This is a genomic window from Pseudomonas sp. AC252 (genome assembly GCF_979258105.1).
On record NZ_OZ409837.1, the window covers coordinates 3,981,781 to 3,994,004 of the forward strand.

A 12,224-nucleotide genomic window follows, 5' to 3' on the forward strand; every position below is an offset into this window, starting at 1 on the left:
TGCGCGGGCGCTGCTCAGGCGCGCCCGTCCTATTGCGGATACAAGGATTTTTATCGATGTCGTTACACCCTGATCTGGAAGCTTTCCTCGACCTCGCGCAAGACAGCCAGGACGCCGGCCTGCCAGCCATGCACCAGCTGAGCCCGAGCGAGGCCCGCGCTACATTCGAACAGACCACCGCGCAACTGCGCTGGCCGGCGCCGCTGGACCTGGACGTCACGGAAATCGAAACACTGGCCCGGGATGGCGCGGCGCTGGCGTTGCGTTTGTATCGGCCCAACGGTGTTGAATCGCCGCTGCCGGTGCTGGTGTATTTCCACGGTGGCGGGTTTGTGGTTGGCAGTCTGGATTCCCACGACGGCGTCTGCCGCGAGTTTTGCCAGCGCACGCCGTGTGCGGTGCTCTCGGTCGGTTATCGGCTGGCGCCGGAGCATCGCTTTCCGACGGCGCTGGAGGATGGCGAGGACGCTGTAGCCTGGCTGGCGGAACAGGCTGCGAGTCTCGGCCTGGATGGTTCGCGCGTTGCGTTTGGCGGCGACAGCGCAGGCGCGACGTTGGCGACGGTGTTGGCCATTCAGGCGGTGCGGCAACCGCACACGGTGGCTATCGCGCCGAAGGCGCAGTTGTTGTGTTATCCGGTGACGGATGCTTCGCGGGTGCATGATTCTCGGCTGTTGTTTGGCGAGGGGTATTTGCTCGAGAACGACACGCTGGAGTGGTTTTATCAGCACTATGCGCGTGGGCCGGAGGATTATCTCGATTGGCGTTTTTCGCCGTTGCTGGCGGAGGATTTGCGTGGGGTGGCGCCGGCCATTGTGGTATTGGCCGGGTTTGATCCGTTGCTGGATGAGGGGCAGGCTTATGTCGACAGGCTGCGTGGGCAGGGGGTTGAGGTCGAGGTCGAGGTTTGTGCCGGGTTGACTCATGATTTGTTGCGGTTGGGGGCGGTGGTGCCTGGGGTTCTGGAGGTTTATCCGAGGGTGGGTGGGGCGCTTGCGCGGGCTCTGGTTTAGTGTGCATATCCGTTTCTGCGGGTGTTGCTGATTACGGTTCCGCCCTTACGGCGGGTCACCTTTTTCAAACGCCAAAAGGTAACCCAAAAGGCTTGCTCCTACGTTCGGCCCTCGCAGGCTCGGGTTCCTTCGCTGCGGGATCGATCCGGGCGCAGCGGGTACGGTTTGCTTCGCTGCACCTCCTTCCGCTGTGTTCGACTTCGTCGAACGGTCGCTGCGCTCCCACGCCCGGATCAATCCCTCCACTCAGCCTTCCGATGTCGCCGGTGGATCAAGATCAAAAGCACTCGAGCTTGCGCTCATTGTTGAGTGGTGCGGCTTCGCCGCGGGCAGCTGCGCTGCCTTGCTTTTGCTTTTGTGGGAGCGAGCCTGCTCGCGAAGGCGTCCTGACAGCCGACCGATTTCTCTATGCCCGCACCTGATCCAACTGTAGGAGCCGCCGAAGGCTGCGATCTTTTGATCTGGCTTTTGCTTTGGCTTTTGATCCGGCTTTTGATCTTTTGCCCCTTCGGCAGGCTTCGTTACGGGATCGATCCGGGGGTGGGAGCGCAGCGACCGTACGACGCAGTCGTACACAGCGGAAGGAGGTGCAGCGAAGCAAACCGTAGCCGCTGCGCCCGGATCGGTCCCGTAACGAAGGTACCCCGAGCTTTAGCGAGCGGGCCGTACGCCGGGGCAAAGCCTTTTGGGGTACCTTTTTGGCGTTTGAAAAAGGTGACTCGCTGTAAGAGCGAAACCGCCAGCGGCAACACCCGCAGCAACGGATAAGCTCCCAATCCCAAAAAACAAAAAAACCCCACATCTCACAATGCGGGGCTCTCTCACAGCTCAAATCAAAAAATCAGAAATCAGCCTTCACCGACATCACAAAATTCCGCGGTTCACCATAGAAGTTACCGAACCCCTCGGTCCCAATGGTCGCGTAATAACGCTTGTCGAACAGGTTGTTGCCGTTCAACGCTACCGACCAGGTGTCATCGATCCGATAACCAATGCGACCGTTCCAGACCGCATAACCCGCGCCGTCGACATTGTCCCCGCCCAGAGGCGAAACGCGGTAGGTGCCCGTCTGTGCATTGACACCCGCACCAATGGTCACACGGTCCAGCGGTCCGCTCAGGGCGTAATCACCCCACACGCGCAACAGGTGACGCGGCACGTAGGAGTTGTACACCGCGCCATCCTGAGTGGCGTCGGCATCTTCCAACACTTTGGTCTGGGTGTAGGTATAACCGGCGAGCAATTGCAGGCGGTCGATCACTTCACCGCTGACTTCAGCTTCAAAGCCCTGGGCGCGGACCTTGCCCGAGTTGATCTGGCAGGAACTGTCTTCGCACCGCAGGTCATCCTGGGCCGCGTCTTTCTGGATGGTGCGGAACAGGTTGAACGTGGTGTTCAGACGACCGTCGTACCACTCACCCTTGATCCCCAGCTCGTAGCTCTGGCCAATCAGCGGCTTGAGCGTGCTGCCGTCGATGGTTTTGTACGAGCCTTGCGGGGTGAAGATGTCGGTGTAGCTGGCGTAGGCGGTCAGGTTGTCGTTGAGGTCGTACAGCAGGCCGGCAAACGGCGTGACCTGGCCGGATTCGGTGGACTGGGTGTTGACCTCGGTGCCTTCGCCACGGAAGTACTGCACCGAGTCGGTGTCGGATTTGTACCAGCTGACCCGGCTGCCGAGTACCAGGGTCATCGGGTCGGCGAGTTTCAGGCGGGCGATCGAGTAAGCGCCGTATTGCTTGATGTGCATGTCCACCGGGCCGCCACGGGAGGCGTTGGCCAGGTAGTAGCTTTCATCTGGCTGCGGGATGTTGTGGTTCGGGTTGAACACGTTCTGACGCTGTGGCAATGCCGCCACCGCGTAGAAGTCGTCCTTGTGCGAACGGCTGGCGTTGGCGCCGACGATCAGTTCGTGCTGCTGGCCGAACGCGTCGAATTTGCCGTCGACGTAAGCATCGAAACCGTAGTCGCGCTGATCGTAATCATAGGTACTGCCGAGCATCAGCGTGTTGGTCGCGGTGGCGCCCAACGGCACGGTGCCGCTCGGGAAGGAATATTCCATGTCCTGGGTGTTGCGCGAGTAGACACCGGCGACTTTCAGCGACCAGTCATCGTTGAACTGGTGTTTGACGTCGGCGAAGTAGGTGGCGCGTTTGCTGCGCTGGTTGTTCCACGAGGTGTTCAGGCAAGTGGAGCGTTTCAAGTGCAGGTCGGAGCCGTCGGCGTAGCGCGGCAGGCCGCCCCAGCACGGGGTGGCGTCGACGTCTTCATAGGCCATGCCCAGACCGAGGGTGGTGTCGGGACTGAGGTCGAAGTCCAGGGCGCCGTAGTAGATCTGGTCGCGGCGTTCAGCCACGTCGTAGAAATACTGCCGGGTCTGCTGGGTCACCACGGCGCGGCCACGCACGGTGCCAGCGTCGTTCAGCGGGCCGCCGGTGTCGACCTGGCCGCGGTAGTTGTCCCAGGTCCCGGCCGACAGCGACAGCTGCGTGTGCGGGGTGTCCTGGCCGCGCTTGCGCACGAAGTTGACGCCGCCGGCGGTGCCGCCCGCGCCCTTCATCATGCCGGCCGCGCCGCGGAGGATTTCCACGCGGTCGTAAATGGCCATGTCACTGTTGAAACTGTCCGCCTGCACGTAGCTGCTGCCGATGTCCAGCGGCACGCCGTCGTACTGGTACTGGCCGCTCATGCGGAAACCGCGCGAGTAGAAATACTTGCCGCCCATGGGCGAGTCGTAGACGGTGATGCCCGGGGTCTTCTCCATCACCTGTTCGATGGTGTTGAGGTTCTGGTCATCGAGCATCTTGCGGGTCATCACCGTGACCGACTGCGGCGTTTCCTTCAGCGAATGCACGCCCTTGCCGATGGTCACGCCGCCGGTGGTGTAGGAGTTGCTGCCTTCGGTGGTGGCGCCGAGGCGGTTGGCGTTGACGTTGGTCGGCGCCAGTTCCATTGCGCTGCCGCCAGTGGCCGGGCCGAGCACGGTGACGGTGTTGCCGTCACGCTGATAGCGAATGCCGGTGCCGCTGAGCATCGCCTTGAGCGACTCGTCGTCCTGATAGCGGCCGTTGAGGGCGCTGGAGCGCAGGCCTTGCAGGCTTTCCGGGCTGTAGACGATTTGCAGGCTGGTCTGCTGACCGAGGGTCTGCAGGGCCTGGGCCAGCGGTTGGGCAGGGATGTTCAGGGTCCATTCCTGGGCCTGGACATATGGCGCTGCCGCGAGGCTCAGTGCCAGACCCAGGCCGCTACCGGCCAGGCGTGTGCGGGTCGCGCCGTGCATCAGCAGGGCTCGAGTCAGAGGGCGAAGCATGAAACGGGATGCGGACATGAGGTTAAGACCTTGGCAGGTATAGTTGTTAATGGTTCTTATTCATCTCATTAAGACGAGGAAGCCGCGGCAAACCGGAAAAGTTTTTCTCCGGCCCGGTCGCGGCTGCCTCGATCAAGCGGTTTGCAGTTCGCTTCTGACCTTGCCGGCCTCCATGCGCACCAGTTGATCGGCGACGTCGAAGTAACGGTCGTCGTGGGAAATCACGATGATGGTTTTGCCCAGACGCTTGAGGTCGGGCAGCAGCTCGGTATAGAAGATCCGCCGGAAGGTCGGGTCCTGATCCGCCGCCCATTCATCGAACACCAGCACCGGCCGCTCTTCGAGCCAGGCGTTGACCAGTGCCAGGCGTTTGCGCTGGCCGGTGGACAGGTCAGTGGTGCTGAACGCGCCGTCGCGCACGCTGACCTTGTGCGCGATCTCCAGACGTTCGAGGTAGCGGGTGGCATCCTGCGGTACCTCACGATCGCCCTGAATCAAGTCGTCGAACAGGTAGTAGTCGGCGAAAATCGTGGTGAAGTTCTGGCGGTAATCGTCGCGGCTGACCGCAGTGATCGGCTTGTCGTTGACGCGGATTTCGCCCTCGGTCGGCGCATACAAACCCAGCAGCAATTTGATCAGCGTGGTTTTGCCGCAGCCGTTCTCACCGACGATGAACACGATGTCGCCCTGTTCGATGCGCAGGTTCACCGGGCCGAGGCGGAACGGTTCGCTGCCTTCCACGGGCGGGAAGGCGTAGCGCACGTTGCGCAGTTCCAGGCTGTTGACGACGGCCGGCTTGCTGCCCTGATCCTGCAGCAACAGGTGCGGTTCCGGCGATGAGAACTGTTCGCTGAGTTCGGCAATGCGACGGAAGGCAATCTGCGCGCGGCTGATGATTGGCAGGGTGCTGATCAGATGTTCCAGCGGCCCCTTCATGTACAGCAGCACCAGAACGAAACCGCTCATCACCGCTTTGTCGGCACTCGGCCACAGCGATTGCAGGGCCAGGGCCATGCCGATGACCACGAAAAACAGCATCGAGCCAAACGACTTGGCGATGACGAAAGTGTTGATCGATCTGATCTGGGTGTCGCAGATTTTCTCGGCGGTTTTCTGAATGCCGGCGACGAACATGCGCTGACGGCGCGGGCGGTGGATGCGCAGTTCCTTCGCGCCTTCGGCGATAGCGTTGTAATGCTTCTGCAGTTCGTCCTCGGAGTCGCGGGCGGCGTAGAAACCGCGCATGCCCTTGGCCCGCGCAATCGCCTGGATGGTGGTGCCGATGGCGATGGCCACCAGCATCATCAGGAACATCGGCCACGACAGCATGGCCAGATAGCCGAGGCAGCCAAGGGTCACGGTCATCGAGATCGCCAGCGGCGCGAAGGCGAAGGCGAAGTCGCTGATGGTGTCGACGTCGTGGGTCAGCACCGGAATCAGGCGATGGCTGCGATAGCGTTCGATCTGGTCGATCGGCGCCGACAGGACTTTCTCCCCCAGCTCTTTGCGCAGTTTGGCGATGATGTGCTGGCCGACATAGTTGGTGCCGATGTCCGACAGGATCGTGGTCAGCAGGGCCAGGGCACAGAGGCCGGCGAAAATCATCACCACCGTGCGGGTCAGGCCGTCATCGGAATGCAGGGCGTTGTTGATGGTCGCCAGCAGCACGGTGACGCTCAGGCCGCCGAGCATGCCGAGCACGATGGACGCCGAGACGATCAGGCGGAAGGGCTTGAGCAGGGCGAACAATTCGTTGATCGCCCCACGCGTAGGCTTGGTCATGGAGGATTCCTGCTTCGATGCGGAGGGAGTGCCGGTACTTAAGGAAAACGAATGGTCGCGGAGTTTCTTTAACCGAGCGCAGGCGTGGCTGCGCTCGTCGAGGGCAGTGTCAGAGGTCGCGCACTACGCGAAAGCCCAGCCAGTCGCCCTTGCTGGTCGGCCAGCTGCTGTTGCGGTTGCCCGAGCGCGAGAAGATCGGCGCCTCGCCCCAATCGTTGCCGCGCATGACTTGGCGTTCGCAGTTTTCCGGGTCCATGGGCGACCATCGGCGGGCACGCCGGAGTAGTCCGGGTGATAGCAATCGGCGGTCCATTCGTAGACGTTGCCGTGGGCGTCGAACACGCCAAACGCGTTGGCCGGGAAGGTGCCGGCGGGCGAGGTGAAGTTGTAGCCGTCGGCCGCGCCGTAGGTGTTGGCGTGCCTGGAGATCTGGTAATCCTTGTCCTCATCGAACGGAAAGGGGAAAGGCCCGGCGCTGCCACCACGGGCGGCGTATTCGCGGATCGATTCGCTTTGCAGGCGATAGGCGTGGCCGGTCTTTTTCGACAGCCAGTCGATGTAGCCCTGGGCTTCGGCGACGTTCATGCACACGGCCGGGTCGCGGGGCGTCTGTTTGAATTCCGGCTTGCCGGCGGTGCAGCGGCGGCCGGGGCGATCATCGAAGTCGTAGGGCTTGTTGCCGGTCTCGCGCACATAGGCGTCCCATTCGCCCACCAGCACCTGCGAGCGGCTGATGGCCAACGGTTTGCTGAAAGTCACGGTGTGCAGCGGGCCTTCGTCGGGTTGACGGCCGACTTCATCATCCGGCGTGCCCATGGTGTAGCTGCCGGTCGGCAGCACGACCATTTCCGGGCAGTCCTTGCAGTCCTTGAACACTTTGCCAGCAGCGGGCGCGGTCGCTGCCAGCGCGTTGCCGGGAGTCAGTGCGGCGCAGAGGGCGCTCAGCGCCAGTGCGGGCAGGGCTTTGGAGAGGTGTGACGCGTGAGGCTTTTTCATGGGTCGTCTCTTTGAAAGGAAAACGGCAGTCGAGGGTCAGGCGCGCAGCTTTTTGCCGAGGATGTCCATGAAGCGATCCACTTCGGCTTCGCTGTTGAGCAAGCCCGGCGCGGTGCGAATCACCGGCCCGACATCGCGGCTGACCGCGTCGCAGATCACCCGGTTTTGCATCAGATAAGCGGCAACTTCGTCACTGTCCTGGCCCTTGATCCGGAAGAAGGTGAAACCGGCGGAGAACTGCGAGTCGAGCGGGGTCACCAATTCGATGTTGCGGTGCTCCTGCAAGCGCTCCTTTAGGTAGCTGTTGAGCTGATGAATGCGTGTCTGCACCTCGGCCTTGCCCAGTTGCAGGTGCAACTTAAAGGCTTCGTCCAGCGCCCAGCGATGCTCGAAGGCGTGGTAGCCGCCCGGGGTCATGATGGTCGAGAAAGCCGTGGCCTCGGAGAAGGTCGGAACGCTGGGGCTGACGTATTTCAGTTCTTCCGTGCGGCTGCAGACGATGCCGGTGCCACGCGGGCCGAACATCCACTTGTGGGTGCCGGCGATGAAAAAGTCGCAGTTCATCTGCGGGAAACTCAGGTCGTCGACGCCGAAACCGTGCACGCCATCGACCACGTAAATCAGCCGATCCTGGTCGTCGCGCTGGCGGTTGTGCTCATCGACCAGCCGCGAAATCTCGCTGATCGGCAGTTTCACGCCGCTGCCGGAATGCACCCAGGTCATGCCCAGCACGCGGGTCTCGGGGCGGATATTACGGTTGATCGTGTCGAGCACCTGATCCAGAGAAATGCTTTGCGGGGTTTCGAACAGGGTGAGTTTGCGCACGCGCGTGCCGTCACGCCGGCTGCGGAAATCGAGAATGTTGCGCGTCGAGTAATGCTCGTGAACCGTGGTGAGGATTTCCTGATCCGCGCGCACCTGCACACTGCCGTAGATCATCGCCAGGCCTTCGGTGGTGCTGCCGGTCAGGGCGATCTGCGCCGGTTTGGCTTGCAGATACTGGCCGGCCCACTGGCGCACGTTTTCTTCGCGCTTCTCGGTGACGCCCAGATCCCAATCCATCGCCAGACCCGGATTCAGATCCAGCGCCGCGCGATGGCGTTCGATGGCTTCGCGCACCGGTTTGGGGTGTGAGGTGACGAGGAAATTGGCGAAGTGGATGGCTTGGGGATCCTGATCGAACAACTGACGCAACTGCGCCCATTTGTCCCGCGAGGCATTCTGCGCGGCAGCGATGGCCGCCGGTGCAGTCAGGCTGGCGCCCAGGGGCAGGGCGGCGGCGAGCAGGCCGGCGTGTTTCAGAAAAGTGCGACGATCAGTCATGGCCGGGCCACCTCCTGGCGCGACGCCAGTGCCGGTTTCGCGGCTTTCTGCACCTGATCCCAGACGCGCATGAAGTTGCCGCCCCAGAGCTTGGCGATGTCCGCTTCGGAGTAGCCGCGCTGCAGCAGTTCGGCGGTGACGTTGCGGATTTCGCCGACGTTTTCCCAGCCCTTGATGCCGCCGCCATCGTTGAAGTCAGAAGCAATGCCGACGTGGTCGATACCGATCTTGCGTACCGTGTAATCGATGGCGTCGCCGAAGTCCTTGAGGGTGGCTTTCGGTTCCTCTTCGAGGATCGCGTAGAGGCCGCTGGCGTACTGGCCGAGCTTCTGCTCCGACCAGGCGGTGATGATCGGATCGCCCGGCATCAGCGCCATGGCCAAATTAGGCAGTGGCGGCAGATCGAAGCGCGCACGCAGCGCATTGAGTTTGTCCTGCGTGACCTGGGTCAACGGTTTCAGGTACTGCGAGAAGGCGACGACCTGCACCACGCCGCCACTGTTCTTGATCAGTTGCAGCTCTTTGTCGCTGAGGTTGCGCGGAATATCCACTGCCGCCCTTGGCGCCGAGTGCGAGGCCACCAGCGGTGTACGGCTCAGTTCGGCGACTTGCTCGAGGGCCTTGGTCGACATCTGCGAAACATCGATGATCACGCCCAGATCGTTCAAACGTTGCACCGCTTGTTTGCCGATTTCCGAAAGCCCGTCGAGGGCGTCGGGCGAGTCGTTGAAAAACGGCAGCGGCCGCGACGAGTCGGCCCAGCTGTTGTTGCCGATGTAACTGAAGCCGAACATGCGCATGCCGCGCCCGGCCCACAGGTCGAGTTTGCTCAGATCATTGCCCAGCGGGTAGGCGTTGAGCATGCTGATGAAAATCGCAAACTTGCCTTCGCCGTGCAGTCGGCGGAAATCATCCGGCGTGTAGGCGATGCCGGCCTGATTGGGGAAGTCGCGGACGATCCCGGAGATGATCTTGTAGCGCACTTCCTGCTGGTTGCGCGCCTCTTCGACAAAGCCCTCGGTCGGACGGTGCGGGGCGTTCGGGCCGTTCCACATTTCCGGCCAGCCGAACACCGTCAGCGCCGCACCGGACAGGCGCCCGCGATTGGCCTTGACCAGGTCGAACTGGCCCGAGCCATCCTTGTCGGCTTCGTGATCGTGGCTGCCGAAACTCAGCGGCACGGTGATGTGGCTGTCGAACGACAGCAGGCGATCCTGCAACTCGGTCGCCTGTTTCATCACTTTCACCGGGTAGCCGGGGTTGTTCAGGTAATCCCAGGCCAGAAATCCTGCGCCGGCACTGATCGCCAGGGCCAGCGGCAGGCCGATGAATAGAGCCTTTTTCCAACGCGGTTTTGTCATTGCCATCTCATTCAGTTCGCCGTCGAGGTACAGGCGCAGGGGCCTTTGCTATCTGGGAAGAACGAGTGGCTGCAGGGCTAATTTAGGCGCGCGTTACAAATGCTCGGCGGCACCGTCGTGATGTTTTGCCGGCAGCGTAAATTTCCCCGCCGAGCAAACGTTCTAGCTTGGATAAAGCCTGCTTCATGGCTGACACAGGTAGGGCAATGACGATCTCTCGACGCTGGTTCATGGCGGGCATGGCACTTACGGGCGCCGCGCTGCCTGCCGCTTTTTATGCACATCGTGAACTGACCCGCGAGGAGTTTCCGATCACCCCGGGCGAAGCCACGGTCGATCTGGCGGACACCGCCGGGCAGCAGCTGGCGGACAATTTGCGTGGGGTCTGGGACATTCGCTTTACCGGTGCGGCAGCGGGGCTTGATGGTTTGCCAGCGCAAGGCCTGGAGCTGTTTCTCGACATTGCCCATCGTGGGCGCGGCCTGCGTGGTTATCTCGACACCGGGACCAATCTGCGTGCCGAGGGGCCTGCGCGTTATCAAGTGATCGGCGATCTGGCACCGGGCAACGGCGCCGAGATGTATTGGCGCCTGCTGCGCACCGATGCGCCGCTGGCGCCGCCGGTGTATGAATTCAAAGTCAAACTGGATGAGGTCTGGGCGGCGTTCGGCAATGCCGGTAGCGCCACGTTCACCGGGCAAGTGCTGCGTCTGGACCGGCCGTTGGCGTGGCCCGAGCTGGACAATCAGTTCATCGCCATCAAACGGCGTTTTCCCGAGGCCCGTGAACGCACCGGTCTGAATCCGCGACTGTTGGCCTGGCTGGTGGCGCCCGAACATCGTTTGTTCCATCAGCTCTGGCACGCCACCCGCGACAAGTGGCACAAGCTCTCGGAGAAAAAACGCGAAGCGCTGCGCGGCATCGGCTGGCAGCCCGGGCCGCGTGACAAGGAGCGCGACGCCCGTGGGCCAAGCAAGGATCGCAATGGCTCGGGCGTGGATTTTTTCTTTATGCATCGGCACATGCTAGGCATCGCCCGTTCGATGCAGGATTTGCCTTCCTGGCCGGCGTTCCCGCAGCCGCAGCCTGAGCTGGAGCGTGACCGCCAGGGCTTCGCCCGCTATTTCGACAATCACGACGGCAATTCGCTGCCGCCGACCTGGCTGGCCGAGGGCGATGACGAGTACACCAAGTGGGTCAGCGACATCAAAGCGGCGGAGACTTTTCAGAGCAATTTTCTGGTTTGGGAATCGCAGTACCGTGACCCGCGCTACTTATCGAAATTGACCCTTGGCCAGTTCGGTTCGGAAGTCGAACTGGGCCTGCACGACTGGCTGCACATGCGCTGGGCTTCGGTGGCGCGCGATCCGTCCAACGACATTCCGGTGCCGATGGCGCGCGATCAGGCGGATTTCGGCGCGCGATGGTATGCGCCGGAAAACGACTTTCTCGGCGACCCGTTTTCGTCCCATGTGAACCCGGTGTTCTGGCGCTTTCACGGCTGGATCGATGATCGCCTGGAAGACTGGTTCCGCGCCCATGAACGTTTTCATCCGGGCGAAGTGAGCCGTTTGCAAGTCAACGGCGTGCCGTGGTTTGCACCGGGGCGCTGGGTGGAAGTCGCCGATCCCTGGCTCGGCCCGGACACCCACGGCTGCAGCACCGTGCCCGGCCTGCAGGTCGGGCGCTCGGTGGAGATGGACCCGGAAACCATGAAACTGGCGCTGCGCATCACCTTCGGCGACGAAGACAACATGACCGAGCTGTTCCGCAAAGTCCCACAGCGCCCGTGGTATGCACGGAATCTGAAGGTCAAGGGCCGACAGCTTTAGATCGGTTCAACACACACACACACTCAGAATAGGTCGCAATCCCCTTGTGGGAGCGAGCCTGCTCGCGAAGGCGGTGGGTCATCCAGTGCATCATTGCCTGACACGGCCTCTTCGCGAGCAAGCCCGCTCCCACAGGGGGCATGATCGGGGCGAAGGTTTTGGCCTGGCCCGAATTTCATTGTGGGAGCGGGCTTGCTCGCGAATGCGGTGGGTCATCCGTTACATCTTTGACTGACACGGCCTCTTCGCGAGCAAGCCCGCTCCCACAGGGGGGCATGGTCGGGCGAAGTTTTTGGCCTGACCCGAATTTCATTGTGGGAGCGAGCTTGCTCATGAAAGCGGTGGGTCATCCGTTACATCTTTGACTGACACGGCCTCTTCGCGAGCAAGCCCGCTCCCACAGGGGGCATGGTCGGGGCGAAGGTTTTGGCCTGGCCCGAATTTCATTGTGGGAGCGGGCTTGCTCGCGAAAGCGGTGGGTCATCCATTACATCTTTGACTGACACGGCCTCTTCCCGAGCAGGCTCGCTCCCACAGCGGGGGCATGGTCGGGGCAAAGGTTTTGGCCTGACCCGAATTTCATTGTGGGAGCGGGCTTGCTCGCGAAAGC

General features: G+C 62.1%; 6 protein-coding genes and 1 pseudogene. 2 read left to right on the forward strand and 5 right to left on the reverse strand.

The window, feature by feature from the left end:
• Positions 1-56 precede the first annotated feature (56 nt).
• Entirely contained in the window at positions 57-1,013 is a 957-nt protein-coding gene (locus ACZZZ4_RS18060) for an alpha/beta hydrolase (RefSeq protein WP_463548364.1), read from the forward strand.
• A gap of 841 nt (positions 1,014-1,854) precedes the next feature.
• Here ACZZZ4_RS18060 and ACZZZ4_RS18065 read toward each other — a convergent pair.
• From ACZZZ4_RS18065 to pvdM, 5 genes and pseudogenes are all read right to left on the reverse strand, one after another.
• The gene (locus ACZZZ4_RS18065; RefSeq protein WP_463548365.1) at positions 1,855-4,338 is read right to left on the reverse strand and encodes a TonB-dependent siderophore receptor; all 2,484 of its coding nucleotides are present in this window, start codon (positions 4,336-4,338) and stop codon (positions 1,855-1,857) included.
• A 114-nt stretch (positions 4,339-4,452) separates the two neighbouring features.
• Positions 4,453-6,102: a cyclic peptide export ABC transporter gene (locus ACZZZ4_RS18070; protein ID WP_463548366.1), complete on the reverse strand. Its 1,650-nt coding sequence runs from the start codon at positions 6,100-6,102 to the stop codon at positions 4,453-4,455.
• A gap of 109 nt (positions 6,103-6,211) precedes the next feature.
• Positions 6,212-7,098 (reverse strand): annotated as a pseudogene (gene pvdO, locus ACZZZ4_RS18075) (dihydropyoverdine dehydrogenase).
• A gap of 36 nt (positions 7,099-7,134) precedes the next feature.
• Positions 7,135-8,421, reverse strand: a complete 1,287-nt coding sequence (gene pvdN / locus ACZZZ4_RS18080; RefSeq protein ID WP_463548367.1) for a pyoverdine-tailoring periplasmic protein PvdN — start codon at positions 8,419-8,421, stop codon at positions 7,135-7,137.
• The gene (pvdM, locus tag ACZZZ4_RS18085) at positions 8,418-9,782 is read right to left on the reverse strand and encodes a pyoverdine-tailoring dipeptidase-like protein PvdM (RefSeq protein ID WP_415763136.1); all 1,365 of its coding nucleotides are present in this window, start codon (positions 9,780-9,782) and stop codon (positions 8,418-8,420) included. Before pvdM ends, pvdN begins: the two co-directional genes overlap by 4 nt.
• A 206-nt stretch (positions 9,783-9,988) precedes the next feature.
• Between pvdM and pvdP the strand changes: the two genes are divergently transcribed.
• Positions 9,989-11,614: a pyoverdine maturation tyrosinase PvdP gene (gene pvdP / locus ACZZZ4_RS18090; protein WP_415763135.1), complete on the forward strand. Its 1,626-nt coding sequence runs from the start codon at positions 9,989-9,991 to the stop codon at positions 11,612-11,614.
• Positions 11,615-12,224: the final 610 nt, after the last annotated feature.

Bases quoted from the DNA above. Each gene is read 5' to 3' on its own strand.
- ACZZZ4_RS18060 (WP_463548364.1), top strand. From the start codon at position 57: ATGTCGTTACACCCTGATCTGGAAGCTTTCCTCGACCTCGCGCAAGAC.
- ACZZZ4_RS18065 (WP_463548365.1), bottom strand. From the start codon at position 4,338: ATGTCCGCATCCCGTTTCATGCTTCGCCCTCTGACTCGAGCCCTGCTG.
- ACZZZ4_RS18070 (WP_463548366.1), bottom strand. From the start codon at position 6,102: ATGACCAAGCCTACGCGTGGGGCGATCAACGAATTGTTCGCCCTGCTC.
- pvdN (WP_463548367.1), bottom strand. From the start codon at position 8,421: ATGACTGATCGTCGCACTTTTCTGAAACACGCCGGCCTGCTCGCCGCC.
- pvdM (WP_415763136.1), bottom strand. From the start codon at position 9,782: ATGACAAAACCGCGTTGGAAAAAGGCTCTATTCATCGGCCTGCCGCTG.
- pvdP (WP_415763135.1), top strand. From the start codon at position 9,989: ATGACGATCTCTCGACGCTGGTTCATGGCGGGCATGGCACTTACGGGC.